This is a genomic window from Sorangium sp. So ce131, assembly GCF_051519095.1.
In the GTDB taxonomy this organism is placed as follows: Bacteria; Myxococcota_A; Polyangia; order Polyangiales; family Polyangiaceae; genus Sorangium.
This window is the reverse complement of record NZ_CP150455.1, coordinates 11,955,151-11,979,818: the sequence shown is the minus strand read 5'-3', so window position 1 is coordinate 11,979,818 and position 24,668 is coordinate 11,955,151. Positions and strand designations below refer to the sequence as shown.

Below are 24,668 nucleotides of genomic sequence, written 5' to 3'. Positions count from 1 at the left end.
GGGCGCGCGGAGCCCGGTTGCCAAGTCGGGTTTCGCTGCGCCATGGTGCTCGGGACGTCAGCGCCGCAGCGGCCGCTGAGCGCCAGGACCAGCGATGACCCAGCACTTTCCTCACGGCGGGACGACCCCCCAGGGGCGTAGCGATCAGGAAGCGCAGATCGCATCGGAGGCCGGCCGCGCCCTCCACGCGGTCTTCCTGGAAGCGCCCACCGCGATCGCGATGTTCCGCGGGCGCGATTTCGTCATCGATTTCACAAACCGGCTCGCCCACCGCCTGCTCGGCGAGCGGCCCGTCGTGGGCAAACGCCTGCTCGACTGCGCCCAGGAGCTCGCGGGATCGCAGGTGTTTCAGCTGCTCGAGCAGGTCCACGCGTCGGGCCGGCCCGCCGCCGCGCGCGAGCTCCTGATCCTGCTTGATCGCGGCGAGGGCGGGCTCGCCGAGGGGTACTTCAACGTGACGCTGCAGCCCATGCCGGCCGCGGCCGGCGGGCCCGAGAGCGTCGTGCTCTTCGCGGTCGAGGTGACCGATCAGGTGCTGGCGCGGCGCAGGAGCGAGCAGCTGGCGGACGAGCTCGAGCACGAGCGCCGCAAGCTGGAGCAGATCATCCGGCAGATGCCCCACGCGGTGTTCATCGCGGAGGCGCCCTCGGGGCGGATCGTGATGGGCAACACCCAGGTGGTCGAGCAGCTGCGGCAGTCCTTCGTCGCGTCGTCGAGCATCGAGGAGTACACGGCGTACCAGGGCTTCCACCCGGACGGCCGCCCCTACGCCCCGCACGAGTGGCCGCTCGCGCGCGCCGTGGCCCGCGGCGAGCTCGTCCAGTCCGAGCCGGTGGAGATGCTGCGCGGCGACGGCACGCGCGCCGTGATCGAGTACAGCGCCGCGCCCATCCGCGACGTGTCGGGGAAGATCGTGGCCGGCGTCGTGGTCGGCGTCGACGCGACGGACCGGGTGCGCGCCCTGCGCGAGGAGCAGCGCCGCAGCGAGCTGCTCAAGGGCCTCGCCGAGGCGTCGCTCGCCGTGAACTCGGCGCCGTCGGTCGAGCGGACGCTCGCGGAGATCACCGAGCGGGCGCGCGCGCTCATCGGGGCGCACCAGGCCGTCATCAGCATGACCGACGACCAGAACTGGGCGCAGGCGATCAACGCGGTGAGCCTCTCGGACAAGTACGCCGCCTACCGCACCTACGAGGGGAGCCCGGACGGGCGCGGCATCTACACGCAGGTCTGCGCGTTGAACCGGCCGTTCCGCATGACCCAGGCCGAGCTCGAGGCGCACCCGGCGTGGCGCGGCTTCGGCGAGGAGCGGGACCGCCACCCGCCGATGCGCGGCTGGCTCGCCGTGCCGCTCAGCGGCCGCGACGGCAGGAACCTCGGGCTGCTCCAGCTCTCGGACCGGTACGAGGGCGAGTTCACGGCCGACGACGAGGCGATCCTCGTGCAGCTCGCGCACCTCGCCAGCGTGGCGATCGAGAACGCGCGGCTGCGGGAGCAGGCCCTCGCCGCCGAGAAGCGCTTCCGCTCGATGGTGGAGGCGACCGCGGTGGTGGTCTGGCAGACGACGGCCGAGGGCCAGGTGGTGGAAGACTCGCCCTTGTGGCGCGACTTCACCGGGCAGAGCTACGACGAGTGGAAGGGCTACGGGTGGCTCGACGCGGTCCACCCGGACGACGTCCCCCGCGCCGAGGCGGCGTGGCGGGGCGCGGTCGCGTCGCGGGGCCGCTACCACGTGGAGTACCGGCTGCGCCGGCGCGACGGCTCGTGGGCCCACACCGTCGCGCGCGGCGTCCCCCTGGTCGACGACGACGGCACGATCCGCGAGTGGGTCGGCTGCAACGTCGACGTGAGCGATATCCGGCGCGCCGAGGAGGCGCTCCGGGTGCAGAACGAGCTCATGCGCACCATCACCGAGAACGCGACGCTCGGCCTGCTCATGATGGACGCGCGCCAGCGCTGCACGTTCATGAACCCGGCGGCCCAGGCGATCACCGGCTTCACCTTCGACGAGGTGAAGGCGACGGATCGGCCCCTGCACGAGATCGTGCACCACACGCGGCCGGACGGCAGCCCCTATCCCATCGAGGAGTGCCCCATCGACCGGGCGCTGCCGGAGAAGAGCCAGACGCGGGGAGAGGACGTCTTCGTCCGGAAGGACGGCTCGTTCTACGAGGTCGCGTTCACCGCGAGCCCCATCCTCGACGGCGGCGTCCCGGTGGCCACGGTGATCGAGCTCCGCGACATCACCGAGCAGAAGCGCGCCGAGGCGGAGCGCGAGCGGCTGATCGCCGCGCTCGAGCGCAGCAACAAGGAGCTCGATCAGTTCGCGTACGTGGCGAGCCACGACCTGAAGGCGCCGCTGCGCGGCATCGCGAACCTGTCGCAGTGGATCGAGGAGGACCTCGGCGAGGCGCTCGCGGGCGAGTCGCGCGAGCAGATGAACCTCTTGCGCGGCCGCGTGCGCCGGATGGAGGCGCTGATCGACGGGATCCTCGATTACAGCCGCGCGGGGCGGGTGCGCCACGAGGTGGCGCCGGTCGACGTCGGCCAGGTGCTCGCGGACGTGCTCGAGCTGATCGCGCCGGGGCCCGACGCGACGGTCGACGTCGAGCCGGGCATGCCGGTGCTGCGGACCGAGCGGGTCCCGCTCCAGCAGGTGTTCCTGAACCTCATCAGCAACGCGCTGAAGCACGCGCAGCGCGGCGACGCCCGCGTGCGCGTGGGCCACCGCGACGCGGGCGCGCTGCACGAGTTCTTCGTCGAGGACAACGGCCCGGGGATCGCCCCGGAGTACCACGATCGCATCTGGAATCTCTTCCTGACGCTGCAGGCGCGCGATAAGGTGGAGGGGACGGGAATCGGCCTGTCGGTGGTGAAGAAGATCGTCGAGAGCCGCGGGGGCCGCGCCTGGGTCCGATCGGCCCCCGGCGAGGGCGCGACGTTCCATTTCACCTGGCCGAAGCGCGACCCGAGCGAGCGCTGACGCGCCGGTCTCGGCAGTGCCCCGGCGCCAGAGTGGGCGGAAGGCGGACAGCCTCGGCGCCCGGCGCCCGCCCTCGTCGCTGGAATTGGTGTTGAACCGCGCGGACCGGTGGTCCAAGCTCGAACAATGGGACACCCCGGGAGACCCTGTGCGCCGTGTGGGCGCGCCGGTGCGTGCCCTGGCGCACGCGCGACCGCAAGACCTCCGCGGCGGTCGCGCTCCTGCAGCGGCAGGGACGGCAGCGGACACAGCGCGAAGCTTGACGTTCACGTCCTCTTCGCCAATGGAGAGTAGGGAACGATGAGCGTAGAAGAGAAGCTCCTGAACATCCTCCTCGTCGAGGACGACGAGGTCGACGTGATGAACGTCCGCAGGGCGTTCAAGCGGAACAACATCTCGAACCCTCTCTGGGTGGCGGGGAACGGGGTAGAGGCGCTCGAGCTCCTGCGCAGCGGCGTCATTCCGGTGGAGCGCCGGCTCATCCTGCTCGACCTGAACATGCCAAAGATGAACGGGATCGAGTTCCTGCGCGAGCTGCGGGCCGATCCGGATCTCGTGGCCACGTCGGTCGTGGTATTGACCACATCGAACGATGATCGCGACAAGGTGGGAGCTTTCAATCTGAACGTCGCCGGATATCTCCTCAAGCCGGTCACGTTCCTGAGCTTCGTTGAGCTCATGGCGGCGCTCAACAAGTACTGGCGTCTGGTCGAGCTGCCTTAGAGCGACGGTCACCCGCTTCGGATACGGGCCCACCTCGACGTTTTCGGTGCTCAGCGCACAGGAGTGCGCTTGCGCGCCGAAAACGCCGATTTGGGCCCGTCTCCTGTGCGGGTGACCGCCGCTCTGTGACGTTTGTACCCGTGCGGTGGAGGAGCTTCACGGCATGGTGCGCGGCGCGCGGCGCCCTGGCCCTGGCCGCACGTCCCCGGGTCGTGCTGCTCCACCCGCTCGCGATGGAGCGCGAGCGTGCGGACGCTGCGGCGATCGACGCGGCGCTGTGCGCGATCCGGACGGCGCACGAGCTCAGGCACTACGCCTCGCCGGCCGACAGCGATCGTGCGGCGATGGCGCGACGGCAGCGAACGGACGAGCACCAGGGAAGGGGGCCTGCCGAGGCCCAGCCGGACCAGGATGTCGCGCCGCTTGACGACGGCGGGGCCGCCTCGGCCCACTCGCGGTACCAGGCGTGGAGCGAGCGGAGCGCGTCGGCGTGCTCCCGGCTGTCGACGACCGCCCTCTCCGTCGCCGCCTCGCCCATCGCCTCCTAATCCGCCGTCCCGGCGGGACGCGATCAATCGCAGGTCCGGGTGACCGGGTCGCAGAAGCACGAGACGCATTCGTCGTGCGTGGAGCACGTCTCGCCGCCCAGGGCAGAGCCCGCGCAGGAAGGGACGGACGGCGCCTCGGGACAGAGGGAGTCGCCCATGGACTCGGCGACCGAGCAACCGCCACACGCCAGGCCGAGACAGTCCGCCGTCGCGACGGCGGTGAACGAAGGCGCGCCGCAGTGCTCTGCGCTCGTGCAGGTCTCGACCGGGTTGCCCTGGTAGAGGCAGCCGACGAGGCAGGAGCAGTTGGCGTCCTCGGAACAGTCTTGATACTGCTCGCAGCAGAAGGCCTTGGCGCATGCGATACAACCGTCGTCCGCCGCGGTCAGATCGCAGGACGGGATGCCCTGGGGCCTGTATTTCGGCGGCTCGAAGGAAAGCGGAGCCCTCGTCGTGCCCGTGTCCTCGCACGTCGTACCCACGACGTTATGATCTTGCAACTTCAGCGTGAATATCGCGTCATTGTTCGCCGCGACGATCGCAGCTTGCATGTCGCCTCCGCATACGTAGTTGACATAGACCATATGACACGCGGTCGCTTGGATGGTACACTTCCACCTCGTCTGGCCCTCGGGGCACTCTGCCCCCAGGTTGCACGCGGGGAGGAGAGAGAGCGCGACGATGGCCCCGATCAGGGTGGACCTGCATCCACTATACCTGCATCCGCGAGATCCGACGGCTTCAACCCGTGCCGCTGACATACGCAGACTCCATACTGGATTTTTTTGTTCCAGAGACATAGGACTCCATCGGGGGGCGTGCAGCCCATAGAGAAGCACTCCTCATGGTGGAGACATCTGGGATTATTCCGGGTTCGATAGGAGAACCATTCTCGCTCGGCGTCGCACCCGACCAAGGCCAGCACAAGAGCAGCGAGGACGGAGAGGGGCGCCGTTCGGCGCTTCCACATGGACACGGGCACGCGGCGGCGAACGCCTGCGCCCTGCGCCGCATTCGAGTCTTGGACGCCATGCTGCTCGCGGCGCCCCAGCGCCCTGAGGGCGAGGGCAACGACAGCCGGGACGAGGACGGCGAGCGCGGCGAAACCTCTCATGGCGACCCCAGGCCGTACTCTATTCGGGCGCGGCTTCGTCGGTCAATCGGCTTTCAGCTCCTGGAGCGCAACACCGCGGCACGCCCTCCGAGACCGAGCATACCGAGATCGAGACGCTGGTTCAGATGGCGCAGATCCTCGCGATGGCCACGCAAGGGTCGACCAACCCTTGGGCCGCTCGTCAATCCCCCGCTCGTTGCGGAGCGAGGTGTTCGGGCGCAACAAGGACCGCTGCCAGTACTGCCGGCTCGCGCCTACCGGACACGGCGCGACGTTTCACTTCGACCATGTCCGCCCGCGCAGCCGGGGCGGCCCGACGAGGCTCGACACTCTGGTGCTCCAAGGCCAGAATTGCAGCCTTCGCACGCCGGACAAGAACGCGGCGGGCGAACCCGACGCGGGGCAGTCGGTGACGCCCTCCCACCCATTGCAGCAGGCGTGGGAGCAGCGCCTCGAACCTCGACCGGATGGGGGCTGTGTGGGTACGACGCCCGTCGGCCGGGGAACCGGCGCAGCCCTTCAGAGGAACGCAACGGTTCCACGATTCGAGCGAGCCTGTCGGAACACGCTCGATCTTGTCTCTACGGGCTGAAGCTCGAGCGCCTCCGGATTGCGTCCCTCGCGGATCTGCTGAATAGAGGGACGCATGCGTCTCCCCAACCTCCGGACCGGCGTCGCGCTCACGGCGCTGCTCGGCCTGCTCTCGACCGGCGGCTTCTGCGTCCTCGATAATCCCGGCGGCCCCCCGCCTTCCCCTTCCTTCGCGTGCGCCGACGGCGCGCCGCCCGCGGACGGCGAGGCCACCCTGTTCTTCAGCGATCCGGAGGGCGGCGCGACGCCGCTCGCCGCGGACACCGCGCTCCCGCTGGAGTACGGGCTCCAGGGCGGCCAGCACGTGACCGTGGGGATCCGGCACCACGCCGCGACCGCCGGCGTGTGGAGCTACCGCGTGGCGTTCGAGCGGGCGGCCGCCGACGAGGCGCCGCCGGGCGCGCCCGTGCTCGAGGGGGTGAACACGATCGCCGTGAACACGTGCGCCTCCGGATGGACCGAGACGCTCACGCCCGTCTTCATCAACATCGTGGACTCCGGGACCGCGGACGGGTCGGGGAGCATCCCGAACGCGCGCGGCGTGCTCCGCGTCGTCGCGACCCACACCGACACGGACGAGGAGCTGTCCGCCGAGATCCCCGCGCAGATCGACACCGACGGGTGACCGGGCGAGCGCCCGCCGCTCGGCCCGGCAGGCCCCGCTACTTGCCGCGCTTGACCACGCCGAGCGCCCGCTGCGCCGCCTTGAGCGCCGCCTGCGCGTCCTTGCCCTCCGCGCCCTGGAGCGCCGCGACGATCGCGGCGGCGACCTCGCGCTTGCTGTGCGGGTGTACGTCCGCGAGCTTCAGGTAGAGCTGCGCCTTCTCCGGGAACTTCTCCGGGAAATCGGCGTCGCCGCGCCGCGCCTCGAGCCGCTCGAGCAGGCAGGCGGCGACCGCGGTGTCCTCCATCTTCTTCAGCGCGTCGATCGCGGCCGCCCGCTTCGCGAGCTCGGGACGGGCCTCGATGAGATCGACGAGCGGCGCGAGCGCCACCGGGCCGAACGCGCGGATCGCGTCCGCCACGATGCCGGGCTTGTAGCCCTCGGCGTACGCGGCGAGCAGCTCGCCCAGGCCGCGGACGTCGCCGAGGTAGCCGAGCGCGTACGCGGCGATCTTCGCCTCGCGATCGTCCTCGCCGCGCGCCGCCAGCGTCCGCACGAACGGCTCGACCATCTCGACGTCCCCGAGCTGGGCGAGCGCGTGGGCGGCCTCCTCGCGCACCCCGCGGGCGGCGTCGGCGTAGTAGGCGCGGCGGAGCGCCGGGAGCGCGGCGAGGTCGCCGAGCTCGGCCAGGGCCTTGAGCGCCTCGAGCCGCTCCTCCTTGGTCGGCGCCGCGCCGAGCGCCTTCGCGAGCTCGTGCACGCGCTCCATCCGGGCGGCGCGGCGCGCGCGCGGGTCGACGCCGCCCGGCGCGGCCACGCCGCCCGGCACGGCCACGCCGCCCGGCACGGCCACGCCGCCCGGCGCGGCCGCGCCCGACCCGGCCGCCTCCGCGGCCTCGAGCGCGTCCCGGGCCAGCGCCCGGAGGCCCGCGTCCTTCGAGTGCTCCGCGACCCGGCCGAGCATCGCCGCCGCCTCGGCGCGGGCCGCGCCGCCGGGGTGCTGGGCGACGGCCTGCAGCACCCGCACCGCCGTCAGCTTCGCCATCCGGCCCGCCTTCGCCGTGAGCGCCCGCTCCGCGGCGCTGACCGCCTCGGCGCCGAGCGGCGCGAACACCCGCGACAGGACCGGCGCCGCGGCGCCGTCCGCCCAGATCGGGAAGAGGTCGGCGACGAGCTCGCTCGCGGGCAGCGCCTCGTAATGGCGGGCGTAGTGGACCGCGGCGACGTAGCGGCTCATCGCGCCCGCCGCGCGGCGCCGCGTCACCTCCTCGGGCGGGAGCGCCTCGTCGGGCCGCGCCACGAGGACGCTCTCGTAGGCCGGCGCGCGCTCGGTCGCGGCGCGGTCGATCTGCGTCGCGCCGGCGAGCCGGACGAGCGCCATCTCGAGCACCTGGTAGAGCTTGATGAAATCGTCGAGCCGATCCGCCGGCTCGGGCCGCCCGGGCAGGCTCTCCAGCAGCGCGGCCTGCTTCTCGAGCCGGAGGTCGCGCAGGCGCGCGGCGAGCGGGGCCGTGGCGCGCGGGCCGAGGCCGGTGAGGCCGGTGGCGAGCGCCTCGGCGAGCTCCTCGCGCACCTCGCCGAGCGCGATGGCCGCGGGCGAGGCGCCGGCCTCGCGCGCGGCGACGTTCCACGCGGAGCCGTCCAGCGGAGCGCCCCGCGCCGCGGCGCCCTGATCGATGACGGGGCGCAGCTCGAGGCCGAGCGGGCCCTCGACGATCGCGGCGAGCGGCCACAACGTGGGCAGCGCGGCGTCGATGCCGACGTCGCCGAGCAGGGCGCGCAGCCGCGCCTCGCGGAGCGCGCCGGCGAGCCGCTCCTCGAGCGCCGCGTCGTCGGGCAGGTGGACGGCCTGGTCCTTGTCGTCGACCGCCGAGAGCCGCGCGCCGCGCGCGAAGAGCGTGTCGATGCGCACCGCCACGGGCAGGAGGTCGGGCGCGAAGACGTCCTTCCGGTGCTCCTGGAGCGCCGCGAGCGCCGCGCCGACGTCGGGCAACGCCCGCGCGAGCACGGCCTCGAGCGCGGCGGCGTCGAGCGGGCGCTTGTCGCCGAGGTCGCTGAAATCGACGCGGAGCGGCGGGTAGCCGGGGTAGGTCGTGCCGCGCGCCCCGGCGAGCACCTCGCCGGCGAAGCTCCGCTTCGGCTCGGTCCGCTTCGCCAGGAAGGCGGGGAGGATCTGCTTCTCGCTGAAGTGCCGGCCGGACTCGAGGTCGACGAAGCGGCTCTCCCGGATGACGAAGTCGTCGCTCGTCGTGCGCGTGGAGAAGGCGTACTCGATCAGCGTGAGGCCCTCGGCCGGCTTCCGGTCGGACGCCTTCCACGTCTTGCCGACGAGCTCCTCGACGTGGCGGTCGTCGAGCGGCTCGCCCGCGAGGTGCTTCTCGAGCTTGCGGGCGGTGAGCAGGAGATCGGCCAGCAGGTTCGCGTAGGCGACCGCCGGGAGCGCGCCGCGGCGCGCGCCCGCGGCCGCGGCAGCGCCCGCGGCTGCGGCAGCGCCAACCGACGGCCCGCGCAGCAGCGCGGCGAGGTCGAGCGTCCGGGCCGAGAGCCGCCGGAGGCGGTTCTCCCGGAGCCCCTCGGCGAGCTTCTCCATCTGCTCCACGCGGTCGACCCCGACCGCGGCGACGCCGGCCACGGCGAGCTCGCGCACGAGCGTGCCGACCTGCTCGACGCCGGCCTTCATCAGGGCCGCCGGGCTCGCGCTCCCCTTCTTCACGCTCCTGCGCGCGGCCTCGCCGCCCGGCGCGCCCGCCGGCGCCGCGTCGCTCACCACGAACGCCTCGGGCGCGCGCGCCCAGGCGACGAGCAGCGCCGCCGCGTGCTTGCAGAACGCGGTGTTGAAGGTCCGCGCCGGGCAGGTGCACCGCCCCTTGAACCCGGGCGCCGGCGCGTCGCTGTAGACGAGCGTCACCTTGTAGGGCGCGGCCCCGGAGCCCTTCGCCTCGCAGAACAGCTTGTTCTCGTAACGCGCCAGGTTGAGGAGACTGCCGCCGTCGTAGAGCAGCGCGCCCTTCTTGAGCTCCCCGGCGTCCTGGATGAACGCCCGGAGCTCGCCGGCCCCGATGCGCTTCACCTCGCCCGGCGCCGCCGCGCTCACGTCGCCCCCGCAGGCGACCGCGCCGGACCCCACGCCGAGGTGCCCTGATCCTTGCCGGCCACGACCGTCGACATCGGCCGAGGAGCCTACCATGCAGCCCGGGGCGAGGGCCCAAACCCCGGCTTTGCTGGACCCCGTCGCCCCGCCGTTGCCCCGCCGTTGCCCCGCCGTTGCCCCGCCGTTGTCCGCCCGGCGCCGCCGTCGGCCGGGCGCCGTCGCGTCGCCGCGTCGTCGATCCGGCTCCCGGCTCGCCCGGCTCAGGGGGACGGCGATCTCACGCCGACAGCTGCGCGGCGCGCTGCGCCTCGCCGAGCCGCGGGTAATCGGTGTAGCCGCGCGGCCCCTCGGAGTAGAACGTCGCGACGTCCGGCGGGTTGAGCGGCGCCCGCCGCGCGAGGCGCTCGGGCAGATCCGGGTTGGCGAGGAACGGCGCGCCGAAGGAGACGAGGTCCGCGGCGCCCGCCCGCAGCGCCTGCTCCGCGGCCTCGAGCGTGTAGCCGCCGTTCGCGATGAGCGCGCCGCGGAACCGCTCGCGCAGGGCCGGCGTCACCCGCGCCGCGGCGCCCTGCGCCCCGGCCGCGAGCGGCTCCACGACGTGCAGGTACACGAGCTTGCGCGCGGAGACCTCGGCGGCCACGTGGCCGAAGAGCTCCACCGGGTTCGAGTCGCTCATGTCGTTGTAAGGGCTCGTCGGCGACACCCGCAGCCCGACGCGATCCGCGCCGAAGACCCCGGTCACGGCCTCGACGACCTCGAGCAGGAACCGCGACCGGTTCTGGACCGAGCCGCCGTACGCGTCCGTCCGGCGGTTCGCCCCGTCGCGGAGGAACTGATCGATGAGGTAGCCGTTCGCGCCGTGGATCTCGACGCCGTCGAACCCGGCCGCCTTCGCCCGGCGCGCCCCCTCGGCGAACTGCCCCACGATCCCCGGGATCTCGCGCGCCTCGAGGGCGCGCGGCGTGCTGTACGGCTGCGTCCCCTCGGGCGTGTGCGCGTGGGCGTTGCGGATGGCGAGCGCCGACGGCGCGATCGGCGCCTGCCGGCCCGGCTGGAACGACACGTGCGACGCCCGCCCGACATGCCAGAGCTGCAGGAAGATCCGCCCGCCCGCCCGGTGGATGGCGCCGGTCACGAGCCGCCAGCCCTCGACCTGCTCGTCCGTGTGGATCCCCGGCGTGCGCAGGTACCCCACGCCCTCCGGGCTCACCTGCGTCGCCTCGCTGACGATGAACCCGGCGGAGGCGCGCTGCTCGTAATACAGCGCGTTCAGCTCGGTCGGCACGTTGCCCTCGCCGGCGCGGCAGCGCGTCAGCGGCGCCATCACGACGCGGTTCGGCAGCGCGAGAGATCCGAGGGCGAACGGGCTGAAGAGCAGGTCGGACGAGGTGCTCACGGTCGATTCTCCTTGTGAAGTTGCTTTCAAAACAGAAGTAGCGTTCGTTTCGGAAGCATCTTGCGTCCACGCTTCCCTCTGTCAAGGCGCTTCCTTTTTGGTAGTGAATTGGTCATGCTGACGCCGAGGGACGACGAATGAAGCACTCCAGCGAGCACCTCTGCGAGAAGTTCCAGGCGGCCATGGACGTGCTCGCGCGGCCGTGGAACGGGCTCATCATCGCGACGCTCGAGGGCGGCGCGCTGCGCTTCGGCGAGATCGGCGAGCGGCTCGACGCCATCAGCGACCGGATGCTCTCCAGCCGGCTGAAGGAGCTCGAGGCGCTCGGCCTCTTGGTGCGGCGCGTCTTGCCGGGGCCCCCGGTGCGCGTGGAGTACGAGCTGACCGACGTCGGGCGAGGATTCCACGACGTCGCGACGGCGATCTCGCGATGGGGGGAGCTGCTGACCGCCGCGAGGTCGCCGCGCGGCGGCGCGAAGGGGACCTCCGCGCGGCGGGCCCCGAAGGAGCAGCAGGATCGGAAGGAGAGGACGGCGCGCGCGACGACGGCGCCGAAGCCCGCGGCGAAGCGCGCGCCGGCGCGGACCACGTAGGCGAACGTGACGGTCGCCACGACAGCGTACGATCATTCCTGATCACGATCGGGGATTACCCGAGCTCGCTTTGTCGCCTGGCGTCATGGCATCGCTGGATGTGCTGGATGCTTGTTGCCGAGGTCGTTTAATTCCTTGCCGATGGGGGGCAACGATGATGAAATCCGAGGGCTTCGTGCGCTCGGATCTGCCGGTGACGCGGGGCGCTGACGCGACGGTATTCTTCTGAATGTCGCGGTGGATCGTCGTAGGGCCATGGAACACCAGCGCCGACCCTCCGGGATGAGGCTCGCTCACCAGTTCTGGCTCTCGCTCGTCCTCCCGATCGCGATCGCCATTGCGCTGTATGCCGCGTTCTCGTCGGCGCACCGCCGGCAGATCCTGCGGCAGGAGGCCACGGAGGAGCTCCGCAACTACGCCACCCTGCTCCAGGCGTTCGTCGAGAGCGCGCTCCAGCGCAACGACATGGCGCTCGTCCGGCGCCGGGCAGAGCACTTCGCGCGCGCCGACCGGATCCTGGGTGTCGCCGCCTTCACCAGGGCGGGCGAGCCCGTCTTCATCACGGAGGCGGTCGCGGCGGATGCCGCGCGCCTCGGCGAGGTCGCCGCGCGGGCGTTTCGCGAGGGGACCGACGTCGAGGAGGTGTCCAGCCTGGGTGGGCAGTCGGTGATGTTCCGGAGCGTCGTCATCCACCCGAGCAGCGCCAATCCAGAGCTGGTCGCCGTCCTGGTGCGCGACCGCCACTACATCGAGCTGCTGGAGAGGTCCCTGAATCGAGGCCTCGCGGTCACCGGCGTCGTGCTGCTCCTGGTCAGCGCGGTCGTGGCCTGGCTCGTGGGGCGCTTCACGGTCGGGCTCCCGGCGCGCTCGCTGCTCGCCGGGGCCGAGCGCGTGGCCAGCGGCGATCTCGACGCCGCCGTGCCCGAGAAGGGCGCGGAGGAGCTCTCCCGGCTGGCCATCGCGTTCAACACGATGACCCAGTCGCTCCGGGAGGCGCGGGCGCGCGCCGAGCGGGAGGAGATGGCGCGCCTCGACGTGGAGCGCCGGCTGCAGCAGGCCCAGGCGCTCGCCGCCGCCGGGCAGGTGGCGACCTCGCTCGGCCACGAGATCGGCTCGCCGCTGAACGTGATCCAGGGCCGCGCGCGCCGCGCGGCCGACTCGCCCGGGTGCCCGGAGCACCTGCGCGCCGAGCTCGAGACCATCGCCCGGCAGTCGGAGCGGATCACCCGCGTCGTCTCGCGCCTCGTTTCCCTCGCCAGGCCGACGCGGGCGCAGGCGAACGAGAGCGATCTGCTGCGCGTGGTCGAGGACGTGATCGCCTTCGTCGGCCCCGAGTGCAGGAAGCGCGGTATCGAGACGAGCGTGGTGTGCTCCGGCGACACCGCGGAATGGGCGCGCGTCGCCCTCGACTCCGATCGTCTGTTTCAGGTGGTGTTCAATCTTTGCCTGAACGCCATCGAGGCCCAGGAGGACGGCGGCGAGCTCGTTGTGCGTGTCCTCCCCGAGCACGACGGCCCGGGGGGCGCTCGCGCGGTGTGCTTCGACGTCGAGGACGCGGGGCCCGGGGTGCGCGCCGAGGACATGGGCCGGATCTTCGAGCCGTTCTTCACGACGAAATCGACGCGCGGCGGCAGCGGCCTCGGGCTCGCGATCGTGCAGGGGATCGTCCAGGAAGCGGGCGGCTCGGTCGAGGTCGTCGCCTCGGCGTCGGGCGGGGCGCGCTTCCGGATCACCCTGCCCACCGACACCTCGGGGTCGCCGGCGAGCACGAGGCCGGCGAGCACGGAGCCGGTGATGATGGAGGAAGGACAGTAACGATGAGTTCGAGCTCACCGAAGGTGCTGATTGTCGAAGACGACGACGACCTCGGCCGGTTCGTCGTTGACATCGCGGCAGATCACGGTTACCACGCGACGCATGTCGCCGACGCCATGTCGGCCCTCCGGCTGCTCCCGTCGGGGAATTTCGAGCTGCTGATCACCGACATCCGCATGCCGGGCATGGACGGCATCGAGCTTATCGCGCGAGCAAAGCAGCACGATCCGTCCATCGCCGTCATCGCCATCACCGCCTTCGGCTCCGTCGAGACCGGGATGCGCGCCCTGCGGGTCGGTGCTTCCGATTACTTATCCAAGCCATTTCGTTCCGACGAGCTGAGCTCCCGTATGCGGCGAGCGCTGGAGCGCCGCGCGCGCGACATGGAGCACGCCCGCCTCCAGCGGCAAGTCGAAGAGGTGTTGCGCCGCGGCAAGGCCTGAGACGGCGGCTCACCGGCGCCTCGCGGCGCCGCGCTCTCCGCGGGCCTTCGAGGCCACGTCTCCCGAACCGCGCCCTAATGTCTCCGGGGCGCGCTATCGTCGTCGTCACGTCAGGAAGGTATCGATGCAACCGAACAACATCGCGGCGGCACTGAAGGACAAGAACGGGAACGGCGCGAGCAAGGCCAAGAAGGCGCCGCCCCGCAAGCGCGGCGCCGACGGGCTCGACCTGAACGTGCGGGAGATGCAGCTCCAGGCGATCCTGGAGGTGCTGAAGGCGGTGAAGGCCGGCAACTTCTCCGCCCGCGTCGGCATCGGCGAGGTCCCCGGGACGATCGGTCAGATCGCCGAGGAGGTGAACGACGTCGTCCAGCAGCTGCAGACCGTCGGCTCGGAGATCACGCGCGTGGCGCGCGAGGTCGGCACCGAGGGCAAGCTCGGCGCGCAGGCCGAGGTGCAGGGCGTCAGCGGCACGTGGAAGGACCTCACGGACAACGTGAACGTCCTCGCCGGGAACCTGACGAACCAGGTCCGCAACATCGCGGTGGTGACGACGGCGGTCGCGAACGGCGACCTGTCGAAGCAGATCACGGTCGAGGCGAAGGGGGAGATCCTCGAGCTGAAGAACACCATCAACAAGATGGTGGAGCAGCTGCGCGCGTTCGCGTCCGAGGTGACGCGCGTCGCGCGCGAGGTAGGCACGGAGGGCAAGCTCGGCGCTCAGGCCGAGGTGCGGGGCGTCAGCGGCACGTGGAAGGACCTCACGGACAACGTGAACGTCCTCGCCGGGAACCTGACCAACCAGGTCCGCAACATCGCGGTGGTGACGACGGCGGTCGCGAACGGCGACCTGTCGAAGCAGATCACGGTCGAGGCGAAGGGGGAGATCCTCGAGCTGAAGAACACCATCAACAAGATGGTGGAGCAGCTGCGCGCGTTCGCGTCCGAGGTGACGCGCGTCGCGCGCGAGGTAGGCACGGAGGGCAAGCTCGGCGCTCAGGCCGAGGTGCGGGGCGTCAGCGGCACGTGGAAGGACCTCACGGACAACGTGAACGTCCTCGCCGGGAACCTGACGAACCAGGTCCGCAACATCGCGGTGGTGACGACGGCGGTCGCGAACGGCGACCTGTCGAAGCAGATCACGGTCGAGGCGAAGGGGGAGATCCTCGAGCTGAAGAACACCATCAACAAGATGGTGGAGCAGCTGCGGACGTTCGCCGCGGAGGTGACGCGCGTCGCGCGCGAGGTCGGCACGGACGGCAAGCTCGGCGGCCAGGCGCAGGTGCCCGGGGTCGCCGGCACGTGGAAGGACCTGACCGACAACGTGAACCAGCTCGCCGGCAACCTGACCAACCAGGTCCGGAACATCGCCCTGGTCACGACGGCGGTCGCGAAGGGGGACCTGTCGCAGAAGATCACCGCCGAGGCCCGGGGCGAGATCCTCGAGCTGAAGGACACCATCAACAAGATGGTGGAGCAGCTGCGGGCGTTCGCGTCCGAGGTGACGCGCGTCGCGCGCGAGGTAGGCACGGAAGGCAAGCTCGGCGCTCAGGCCGAGGTGCGGGGCGTCAGCGGCACGTGGAAGGACCTCACGGACAATGTGAATGTCCTCGCCGGCAACCTGACGAACCAGGTCCGGAACATCGCCCTCGTCACGAAGGCGGTCGCGAGCGGCGACCTGTCCCAGAAGATCGCGGTCGAGGCCAAGGGGGAGATCCTCGAGCTGAAGGACACCATCAACAAGATGGTCGATCAGCTGCGCGCCTTCGCCGCGGAGGTGACGCGCGTCGCGCGCGAGGTCGGCACGGACGGCAAGCTCGGCGGCCAGGCGCAGGTGCCCGGGGTCGCCGGCACGTGGAAGGACCTGACCGACAACGTGAACCAGCTCGCCGGCAACCTGACCAACCAGGTCCGGAACATCGCCCTCGTGACGAAGGCGGTCGCGAGCGGCGACCTGTCCCAGAAGATCACGGTCGAGGCGAAGGGGGAGATCCTCGAGCTGAAGGACACCATCAACAAGATGGTCGATCAGCTGCGCGCCTTCGCCGCGGAGGTGACGCGCGTCGCGCGCGAGGTAGGCACCGAGGGCAAGCTCGGCGGCCAGGCGCAGGTGCCCGGGGTGTCGGGCACGTGGAAGGACCTGACCGAGAACGTCAACGTGATGGCGTCGAACCTCACCTCGCAGGTGCGCGGCATCGCCAAGGTCGTGACGGCGGTCGCGAACGGCGATCTGCGCCAGAAGCTGGCCCTGGAGGCCAAGGGCGAGATCGCGTCGCTCGCGGACACGATCAACGACATGACCTACACGCTCCGGGTGTTCGCCGAGCAGGTCACGACGGTGGCGCGCGAGGTAGGCATCGAGGGCAAGCTGGGCGGCCAGGCCAAGGTGCCCGGCGCCGCGGGCACGTGGAGGGACCTGACCGACAACGTGAACCAGCTCGCCGGCAACCTGACGACGCAGGTGCGCGCCATCGCGGAGGTCGCGACCGCCGTGACCAAGGGCGACCTGACGCGGGCCATCTCCGTCGAGGCGCAGGGCGAGGTCCTCCAGCTGAAGGACAACATCAACCAGATGATCTCCAACCTGCGCGACACGACGCGGGCGAACCAGGAGCAGGACTGGCTGAAGACGAACCTGGCGCGCTTCTCGGGGATGATGGCCGGGCAGCGGACCATCGAGGCGCTCTCGCGGCTCATCATGTCCGAGGTGACGCCGCTCGTGTCGGCGCAGCACGGGGCCTTCTATGTGCTGGAGTCGGAGGACAAGCACCCGACGCTCAAGCTCACGTCGAGCTACGCGTTCCAGAAGCGAAAGGGCATCTCGAACCGGTTCGCGCTGGGCGAGGGGCTCGTCGGGCAGTGCGGCCTCGAGAAGAAGAGCATCGTGGTCACCGACCTGCCCGATGACTACATCCGGGTGAGCTCGGGCCTCGGCGAGGCGCCGCCGCGCAACATCTGCGTCTTGCCGGTGCTCTTCGAGGGCGGCCTCAAGGCGGTGATCGAGCTGGCGAGCTTCCAGAACTTCACGCCCATCCACCTCACGTTCCTCGAGCAGCTCACCCAGTCGATCGGCGTCGTGTTCAACATGATCGGCGCCAGCATGAGGACGGAGGAGCTGCTCCAGGAGCTCCAGAGGTCCAACACCGAGCTCGGCTCGCGCTCGCAGGAGCTGGAGGAGAAGGCGTCCGAGCTCGAGATCAAGAACCGGGAGATCGCCCGCGCCAGCGCGTCGCTGGAGGAGAAAGCCCGGGAGCTGTCGCGCACCTCGAAGTACAAGTCCGAGTTCCTCGCGAACATGTCGCACGAGCTGCGCACGCCGCTGAACAGCCTGCTCATCCTCGCCAGGATCCTCGCGGACAACGAGGAGCACACGCTCACGCCGAAGCAGGTCGAGTACGCGAAGACGATCGCCGCGGCGGGGCAGGACCTGCTCCAGCTGATCAACGAGATCCTGGACCTCTCCAAGATCGAGGCCGGCAAGATCGACGTGAAGACCCAGCGGGTGTCGCTGTCCGATCTGGCGGAGTACGTCGAGCGGAGCTTCCGGCAGATCGCGGAGCAGAAGGAGCTCGAGTTCTGGGTCCGGGTCGCGACCGGCGTCCCGTCGACGATCATGACGGATCTGCAGCGGCTCCAGCAGATCCTGAAGAACCTCCTGTCGAACGCGTTCAAGTTCACGTCGTCCGGCCGGATCTCGCTCGAGATCGAGGTGGCGAGCCGGGGGCTCGTGTTCAAGCGGGACACGCTGATCAAGGCGAAGACCGTCCTCGCGTTCGCCGTCACGGACACCGGCATCGGCATCCCGCCGGAGAAGCAGACGCTCATCTTCGACGCGTTCCAGCAGGCCGACGCCTCGACCAGCCGCACCTACGGCGGCACGGGCCTCGGCCTGACGATCAGCCGGGAGCTGGCCAGCCTGCTCGGCGGCGAGATCTCGCTGAACAGCACGCCGGGGCTCGGCAGCAAGTTCACGCTGTACCTGCCCGCGGAGCGGCCGGAGCTCAAGACGCCGAAGGCGGCGCCGCGCCCCGAGCTGCCCGAGCCGATCGCGCCGCAGCTCGCGAACGGGAGCGGCTCGTCGGTCGCGCTGGCGGGGCGGACCGTGCTCGTCATCGACGACGACGCGCGCAACGTCTTCGCCATCACGAGCCTGCTCGAGCGGCGGGGGGCGCAGGTGCTCCTGGCCGAGAACGCGCGGCACGGCATCGAGATCCTGCGCGACACCGATTCGGTCGATATCGTGCTGATGGACATCATGATGCCGGAGCTCGACGGGTACGAGGCGACGCGCGAGATCCGGACCGATCCGCGCTTCAGCGATCTGCCGATCATCGCGGTGACGGCCAAGGCGATGCCGGAAGATCGGCAGAAGTGCCTGGACGCCGGCCTGAGCGACTTCGTCGCCAAGCCGGTGGACGACGCGCGCCTCATGTCGGTGATGCTGCACTGGCTGCAGCCTGACTGAGCGACGGAGCCCGACGGTGTCTTCCGCTCCCGTGGCCACGAGCATCCTCCTCGTCGACGACCAGCCAGAGAACCTGGTGGCGCTCACGGCGATCCTCGGCGAGGAGAGCTACCGGCTCGTGACCGCGGCGAGCGGGAAAGACGCGCTCCTCAGGATCCTGTCCGAGGACTTCGCGGTGATCCTGCTCGACGTGCGGCTGCCCGACATCGACGGGTTCGAGGTCGCCTCGCTGGTGAAGCAGCGGGAGCGGTCGCGCCACACGCCGATCATCTTCCTGACCGCGGCGGCGGACGATGTCTCGGCCATCTACAGGGCGTACGCCGTGGGCGGGGTCGACTACCTGCTGAAGCCGCTGGAGCCGGAGGTCGTCCAGGCGAAGGTCGCCGTCTTCGCCGAGCTCCACCGGCGCGGCGAGCAGATCAAGGAGCAGGCGGAGCTGCTCCGCAAGGCCGAGCAGCGCCGGCGCGACGCCGAGGTCGAGGAGCTCCGGCGCGCCGCGCAGGCGCGGTACCAGAACCTCGCCGACGCGATCCCGCAGTGCGTCTTCACGGCGAAGCTCGACGGCAGCGTCGATTACGTGAGCTCGCGGTGGCTCCAGTACACGGGCCTCGCGTTCGAGGCGCTGCGCGGCTGGGGCTGGCAGGCCGCGGTGCACCCGAACGATCTGACCCAGTTCGTGGGCAAGTGGCGGCTCAGCCTCGAGTCGGGCGATCCCTTTCAGGGCGAGTGTCGCCTCCGGTCCGTGCACGGGGTCTACCGGTGGCACCTCTGCCAGGCGGTCCCGGAGCGGGACGTGTGGAAGCGCGTGGTCGGCTGGCTCGGCAGCTTCACCGACATCGACGACACCAAGCGCCATGAGCAGGAGCGGATTCACCTCCTGACCCGGGAGCGCGCCGCCCGCGCCGAGGCCGAGGCGGCGGTGCGCCGGTCGGAGCTGCTCGCCGAGGCGTCGAGCTCGTTCTCGGCGTCGCTCGACGAGGACAGCGTCGCCGCCGCCCTGACGCGCCTCGCCGCGGACCGCATCTGCACCTGGTGTGTCCTCGATCTGCGCAAGGAGGGCGCGCTGCGCAGGACCGCGGTCGCGCACCGTTCCCGCGAGGCGGCGCGGTCCATGGAGCAGCGCATCCCGCGGGATCTCGTCGCGGAGGCGGGCGGCATCGGCGCCGTGCTGGCGAGCGGGCGCCCCGATCTGCGGGTCGAGTGCGCGCCCCGGGACGTCGCGCAGGCGCTCGACGTCGGCGACGGGGCGGCCGTCCAGGAGCTCGGCGCGAGCAGCTACCTCTGCGTGCCGCTCGTCACGCGCGGGGACGTGCTCGGCGCGCTCAGCCTGGTCTGGGTGGAGCCGGGCGAGCGCTTCGATCCGCCGGATTTCGCGGTCGCCGTGGACCTCGCGCAGCGCGCGGCGCTCTGCCTCGAGAACGCGCGCCTCCTGCGGATGATGCGGGAGGCCGTCCAGATCCGCGAGGATTTCGTCTCTGTCGCGTCGCACGAGCTCAGGACGCCGCTGAGCGCGCTGGTCTTGCAGATCCAGGGGCTCTCTCGCACGATCGCCCGATCGGGCGGCGAGCTGCCGGCCGCGCAGGTGCTCGCGAAGCTGTCGCAGGCAGAGGGGCAGATCGAGCGGCTCACGCGGCTCATCGACACGCTGCTCGACGTGACGCGCATCAACAACGGGCAGCTCGAGCTCAGCCTCGAGGACGTGGACCTGTGCGACGTGGCGCGCGAGGTGGCGGTCCGCCTCGCGTCCGAGGTGGAGCGGGCGGGTTGCGCGCTCGAGCTCGATCTTCCGGCGACGGCGGTCGGCCGGTGGGACCGCCTGCGGCTCGATCAGGTGGTCACCAACCTGCTCGTGAACGCCATCAAGTACGGGCGCGGCAAGCCGATCCAGCTGCGGGTCGCGGTCGACGGGGAGTCGGCGGTGCTCCAGGTGATGGATCAGGGCATCGGGATCGAGAAGGAGTTCATCGGCCGGATCTTCGGGCGCTTCGAGCGGGCGGCGCCGACCAGCTCGTACGGGGGGCTGGGTGTGGGCCTGTACATCGTGGATCAGATCCTCAAGGCCCACGGCGGGTCGATCCAGGTCGAGAGCGCGCCGGGCGTGGGGTCGAGGTTCCAGGTGGCGCTGCCGCTCCCGTCCCGGGACGCCGACCCGTCCGGGCCCGTAGGCGAACGCCCGGAGCCCTCCGTGACCGGCCCCGCGGGCTGAGCTGCCGGTGAGGGCGCCGCCGCGGGCGGGGCCTCGCGAGCGGGGCCTTCGCGGGCGGGAATTTCGCGGGCGAGGCCGTGGCGGGCGGGGATTTCACGGGCGAGGCCGTCGCGGGCGGCGCGCCGGGGTGGCGACAGCGTGCACAGCGCGAAGCGCGGAAGGCCGCAGCGTTGCGCCACGGTTGCAACCGGGCGTTTCAACCGTGAAAGGTGCGCGGCAAACACCCCGGGAAAACGGCGATGGCCGCCTGGGCTCATCGGTTGGCCTACCTCGTGCAACCTGTCCGTAGCAGAGCGCCCGGAGCGACCTCCGGGGGCATCCCTCGCCACCCACCACGGAGACACGAAGGCACGAGCAAACCAGAGCCGTGCCTTCGTGCCTCCGTGGTGCCTGTGTGTTTCTCGGTCAGGCCCGCCTTCGCGGGCGGCGCGAGGGGATCTCCCGGGTGGACACTATCACGTCCGGACGGGCGCTTCAGGGCTCCTGACCTTCACATGCAGCGATGCGTGGAAGATCAAAACAGTTTATAGGTGAGTCCTCCGCTGCACGACGTGATCGATCCGCCACCACAATCGGTAGTTCAAGTGAAACTTTCAATCAGCCTAGTTGGCCCCTCGATCAGCTCCGTGAGCAGCACTGGTCCCGTCCTGGTCAAGTCGCCCTCGCTGGAAGAGGCCTACCGCGCGCGCCGTGCGGACGCGCCTCGCCCGGCCGGGACGCGCCGGCGGGGCTCGGCGGGCGCTGCCCGGGGCGCAACGACGCGGAAGCGCGCTGCCAGCCGGCGCGCCTGAGGAGCGCGCGGCCGGCGTCGAGGGCGACGCGCGGCTGGAGAGAGCGCCTGGACGGCGCGCTTCGGGCGCGCGGGCCAGGCGCTTCTTCGTTTGTTTCGCTTACTTCGCCTCGGCCTCGATCAGCGGGCCGAGGTCCTGTCCTCGCATGATCCGCTCCACCACCTTGACGAGGAGCTTCGGTGTGCAGCCGAAGCACGGGGTCCCGAGGGCGGTGAGCCGCTGGGCCATCTCGTGGTCGTACGAGGGTTTGCCGCTGTCCGAGAGCGCGAGCAGGCAGACCGAGCGCACCTTGCTGTCGGCGAGCTGGCGCATCCTGGCGACGAGCTCCTCGGCGTTGCCGCCCTCGAACAGGTCGGTGATCAGGATGAGCAGCGTCTTCTCGGGGCGCTCGATGAAGTTCGCCTGGGCGTAGGCGACGGCGCGGTTGATGTCCGTGCCGCCGCCGAGCTGCGCGGTGAACAGCACGTCGACCGGGTCGACGAGCATCGGAGTCACGTCGACGACCTCGGTGTCGAAGAAGAGGAGCCTCGTGCGGAGGACGTCGAGCGAGGCGAAGATGGCGGCCATGATGGAGCTGTAGACCACGCTCTCACCCATGGACCCGGACTGGTCGACGAGGATGGCCACGTCCCACTCGTGCCGCCGCGTCTGGTTGGCCCAGAAATAGAGTTTGTCCGGGACGAGGCGGCGCCGCTCCGCGTCCCAGCCTCTCAGGTTCCTGCGGATGGTGCGCTTCCAGTCGAGGTTCCTGAGGACGCGCAGCGGGCTCTGCGTGTTGCGCCGGAGCGCGCCGAGGACGGCGGTGCGGACCTCGGACTCGAGCGCGCGCCGGACCTCCTCGACGACCTCGCGCACGATCTGCCGGGCGGCCTCCCGGGCGGCGTCCGGGATGAGGCCTTTGGCGCTCATGAGGGTGGCGACGAGCTCGATGTTCTTCTCGAGGAAGGGCAACGTCTCGGGCTCGAAGAGGAGCTGCGTCAGGCCTTTCCGCTCGATGGCGTCCTTCTGGACGAGCGCGACGACGTCATGGCTGAAGAACTCGCGGACGGCCGCGAGCCACTCGGGGACGTACGGGCGCGAGCCGCCCAGGTTGCCGGCGCGCTCGTCGTAGAGGAACGAGAGCGCCCGGTCGAGGTCGCCGAGCCGCCGCGGGTCGACGTGGAGCGCGGGCGCGGCGCCGCCGAGGCCGCCGAGCTGGAGGCGCGGGTCGACGCGCTCGGCCTCGGGGCCGAGCGCGAGGCGCCAGCGCAGGAGGACGTCGCGGTCGGCGTCGGAGAGGTCGCCGGAGGCGGCCGGCGGGGCGGGGGGCGAGGGCGGGGGAGGGGATTTGCGGGCGCTCACGGCGGGGGGTGATCATCGGCGACCCAACCCGGGTTGGCAACCGCGAGCCGGGTGGGGGAGCCGACCCGGGTTGGGGTTGGGGGGAGCGGGGGAGCCAACCCGGGTTGGGGTGGGGGAGCGGGGGAGCCGACCCGGGTTGGGAGAAGCCGACCCGGGTTGGGGAGCCGACCCGGGTTGGGGCAACCGCGATCCGGGCGACGCGATCCAGTTGGGGCAATCGCGATCCGGGTAATGCGACCCAGGTTGGGGCAACCGCGATCCGGGTACCGCGACCCAGGTTGGGGCAACCGCGATCCGGGTACCGCGACCCAGGTTGGGGCAACCCAGGTTGGATGACCGCCCGACCCAGGTTGGGGCGAACCAACCCAGGTTGGGTGACCCGCGGGCTGGGCGACCCGCGTCAATACATCAGGTTACCCTGACCGAGCTGGAAAGTTATGTTGGACCCGAACTGGTCTCGCGCGTTCTGGACCCGCGAGATGGCCGTCGAGATCCGGCTCTGCCGCTGCGACCAGGTGGTCGCCGCGAGGCCCGCCGCGATCTCGCTCTTCGCCTCCTGGAGGCGGGTCTGCGCGACGGAGTGCAGCGGGGTGGCGCCCGCACCCACGGCGAGGACCTCCAGCGCGTCGTCGATCTCGACCCTGGCCAGATCCATCAGCCCGAGCTGGATATCTGCCCTCGTGTTGTGGAACTGGTTGACCAGCGTCTGCGCCGCCTGCAGGCGCTGCTTCGCGATGTCGAGGTTGAAGGCGGCGCTGAGCACGCGGAGGAACCGCCCCATCTTGTTGATGTCGTCGCCCGTGAACGAGATCGGGGTGCCGAACTGCGCGGTGAGCTCCGCCGCGGCCGGCGACGCGCTGAACTGCGGCCCGATGTAGAAGGCGACCGCCCCCTCGATCGTGGGGCCGAACGCGTTGGTGTGGAAGAAAGGCGGGTTGTCCACCGCCTCGATGACGGGCGGCGTGTTGAACTTGCCGTCGCCGAACCCGTTGAGGAACCCGGCGTCCACGACGTCGATGTTGGGCGTGGCCAGGTTCTGCCCGCCGAACCCTCCGTCGAACGCCCCGATGCTGCCGGTCGCCGGGGCTTTCCGGGTCCCCGTGTCGAAGTTGCGGTTGTGCCCCGTCGACTGGTGGTTCGCGCCCCCGTTGAAGTGGCAGACGTTGCAACGGCCCCGCGCTGGATCCATGAACGCGAGCCGCCCGTCGTTCGCCTCCGGATCGGAGAGGTTGACCTGCTGGAGATTGAGCTCGTTCGTCCTGCCGAGGCTCAGCTGGAAGGCCTCGGTGAGGTCGAGCTCCTGCGCGGTCGGGAGCCGGAACGCCACCCCCGGCTGGCGGCCGAGATCGGTCGGGTAGTGCTGGGTGACCGCCCCGGTGAGGAACTCGCGGAGCGAGCCGTTGCCGGGGGCGCCGTCGCCCGACCAGCCCGTGCGATGCACCGGCGGGTTCGTGGAGCCATCCGCCAGGTCGGGCGCGATGGTCAGCGACATGGACAACGTGTGCGGGACCCCGCGCAGCACGAACTTGTTGGGGAGATCCTCGAACCCGTCCACGTTCTCGCGGATGAGCCCGAGCGCCCTCAGGTCCGGCGTCTCGAGCTCGGCGAGCGCGGGATCCAGGTCGGCGACGAACAGCGGATCGAGCGGGTTGCTCGCGGCGAGCGCGTCGATGAAGGGGACGTCGAGCGTGAAGTTGTTCGCGACGGGGTGGCAGGTGCCGCAGGAGCGGCCGTTGCCTTCGAACGTCTCGCGGAAGAAGATGTCCGCGCCCGCGCAGACCTGCGCGGAGACGAGCCCGGCGATCACGCGCGGATCCTGGGCGCACAGGTTGAGCCGATCCTGCGCGGTGAGCCCGCTCGACACGGCCTCGACGTCCTCGGCGTCGCTGCCCGGCTCGGGCTCGGCGCACGAGGTGATGAATGCGGTCGCCAAAGCTGGGAATAGGCCCAAGAGCCTGGACCAAGAA

At 71.0% G+C, this 24,668-nt stretch carries 14 protein-coding genes; 9 read left to right on the top strand and 5 right to left on the bottom strand.

What is annotated here, in order from left to right:
- The first annotated feature begins 94 nt into the window (after positions 1-94).
- The 3 genes from WMF43_RS43485 to WMF43_RS43475 all read left to right on the top strand — a co-directional run bounded on the left by WMF43_RS43485 (position 95) and on the right by WMF43_RS43475 (position 4,251).
- Positions 95-2,980 (top strand): PAS domain S-box protein, encoded by a 2,886-nt coding sequence (locus WMF43_RS43485; protein ID WP_437674111.1) that lies wholly within the window; start codon positions 95-97, stop codon positions 2,978-2,980.
- 300 nt (positions 2,981-3,280) lie between these two features.
- Positions 3,281-3,703, top strand: coding sequence for a response regulator (locus tag WMF43_RS43480; RefSeq protein WP_104985739.1), 423 nt, complete (start codon positions 3,281-3,283; stop codon positions 3,701-3,703).
- A 140-nt stretch (positions 3,704-3,843) separates the two neighbouring features.
- Positions 3,844-4,251: a hypothetical protein gene (locus WMF43_RS43475; RefSeq protein WP_437674109.1), complete on the top strand. Its 408-nt coding sequence runs from the start codon at positions 3,844-3,846 to the stop codon at positions 4,249-4,251.
- Between the two features lie 23 nt (positions 4,252-4,274).
- Here WMF43_RS43475 and WMF43_RS43470 read toward each other — a convergent pair whose 3' ends face one another.
- Positions 4,275-4,802 (bottom strand): hypothetical protein, encoded by a 528-nt coding sequence (locus WMF43_RS43470; RefSeq protein WP_437674108.1) that lies wholly within the window; start codon positions 4,800-4,802, stop codon positions 4,275-4,277.
- 1,209 nt (positions 4,803-6,011) lie between these two features.
- Here WMF43_RS43470 and WMF43_RS43465 point away from each other — a divergent pair.
- The gene (locus WMF43_RS43465) at positions 6,012-6,581 is read left to right on the top strand and encodes a hypothetical protein (protein ID WP_437674106.1); all 570 of its coding nucleotides are present in this window, start codon (positions 6,012-6,014) and stop codon (positions 6,579-6,581) included.
- A 37-nt stretch (positions 6,582-6,618) separates the two neighbouring features.
- Here WMF43_RS43465 and WMF43_RS43460 read toward each other — a convergent pair whose 3' ends face one another.
- Positions 6,619-9,687 carry a HEAT repeat domain-containing protein gene (locus tag WMF43_RS43460; RefSeq protein ID WP_437674104.1) on the bottom strand — a complete coding sequence of 1,023 codons (3,069 nt, stop codon included), beginning with the start codon at positions 9,685-9,687 and terminating at the stop codon, positions 6,619-6,621.
- A gap of 241 nt (positions 9,688-9,928) precedes the next feature.
- Entirely contained in the window at positions 9,929-11,047 is a 1,119-nt protein-coding gene (locus WMF43_RS43455) for an alkene reductase (protein WP_437674102.1), read from the bottom strand.
- Positions 11,048-11,184: 137 nt separating this feature from the next.
- On the opposite strand from WMF43_RS43455, the gene WMF43_RS43450 reads away from it, so the two are divergent.
- From WMF43_RS43450 to WMF43_RS43430, 5 genes are all read left to right on the top strand, one after another.
- Positions 11,185-11,640, top strand: a complete 456-nt coding sequence (locus tag WMF43_RS43450; RefSeq protein ID WP_437674100.1) for a winged helix-turn-helix transcriptional regulator — start codon at positions 11,185-11,187, stop codon at positions 11,638-11,640.
- Between the two features lie 282 nt (positions 11,641-11,922).
- Positions 11,923-13,455 carry an ATP-binding protein gene (locus WMF43_RS43445; protein ID WP_437674098.1) on the top strand — a complete coding sequence of 511 codons (1,533 nt, stop codon included), beginning with the start codon at positions 11,923-11,925 and terminating at the stop codon, positions 13,453-13,455.
- A 2-nt stretch (positions 13,456-13,457) separates the two neighbouring features.
- Positions 13,458-13,898 carry a response regulator gene (locus WMF43_RS43440; RefSeq protein ID WP_437674096.1) on the top strand — a complete coding sequence of 147 codons (441 nt, stop codon included), beginning with the start codon at positions 13,458-13,460 and terminating at the stop codon, positions 13,896-13,898.
- 124 nt (positions 13,899-14,022) lie between these two features.
- Positions 14,023-18,363, top strand: a complete 4,341-nt coding sequence (locus WMF43_RS43435; protein ID WP_437674094.1) for a HAMP domain-containing protein — start codon at positions 14,023-14,025, stop codon at positions 18,361-18,363.
- A gap of 16 nt (positions 18,364-18,379) precedes the next feature.
- Complete coding sequence (locus WMF43_RS43430) at positions 18,380-20,569, top strand: ATP-binding protein (protein WP_437674092.1); 2,190 nt, start codon at positions 18,380-18,382, stop codon at positions 20,567-20,569.
- A gap of 890 nt (positions 20,570-21,459) precedes the next feature.
- Here the strand turns inward: WMF43_RS43430 and WMF43_RS43425 are convergent.
- Entirely contained in the window at positions 21,460-22,701 is a 1,242-nt protein-coding gene (locus tag WMF43_RS43425; RefSeq protein ID WP_437674090.1) for a VWA domain-containing protein, read from the bottom strand.
- A 400-nt stretch (positions 22,702-23,101) separates the two neighbouring features.
- Positions 23,102-24,634 carry a hypothetical protein gene (locus tag WMF43_RS43420; protein WP_437674089.1) on the bottom strand — a complete coding sequence of 511 codons (1,533 nt, stop codon included), beginning with the start codon at positions 24,632-24,634 and terminating at the stop codon, positions 23,102-23,104.
- Positions 24,635-24,668: the final 34 nt, after the last annotated feature.

Bases quoted from the DNA above. Each gene is read 5' to 3' on its own strand.
- WMF43_RS43465 (WP_437674106.1), top strand. From the start codon at position 6,012: ATGCGTCTCCCCAACCTCCGGACCGGCGTCGCGCTCACGGCGCTGCTC.
- WMF43_RS43440 (WP_437674096.1), top strand. From the start codon at position 13,458: ATGAGTTCGAGCTCACCGAAGGTGCTGATTGTCGAAGACGACGACGAC.
- WMF43_RS43435 (WP_437674094.1), top strand. From the start codon at position 14,023: ATGCAACCGAACAACATCGCGGCGGCACTGAAGGACAAGAACGGGAAC.
- WMF43_RS43485 (WP_437674111.1), top strand. From the start codon at position 95: ATGACCCAGCACTTTCCTCACGGCGGGACGACCCCCCAGGGGCGTAGC.
- WMF43_RS43470 (WP_437674108.1), bottom strand. From the start codon at position 4,802: ATGCAAGCTGCGATCGTCGCGGCGAACAATGACGCGATATTCACGCTG.
- WMF43_RS43480 (WP_104985739.1), top strand. From the start codon at position 3,281: ATGAGCGTAGAAGAGAAGCTCCTGAACATCCTCCTCGTCGAGGACGAC.
- WMF43_RS43445 (WP_437674098.1), top strand. From the start codon at position 11,923: ATGAGGCTCGCTCACCAGTTCTGGCTCTCGCTCGTCCTCCCGATCGCG.
- WMF43_RS43450 (WP_437674100.1), top strand. From the start codon at position 11,185: ATGAAGCACTCCAGCGAGCACCTCTGCGAGAAGTTCCAGGCGGCCATG.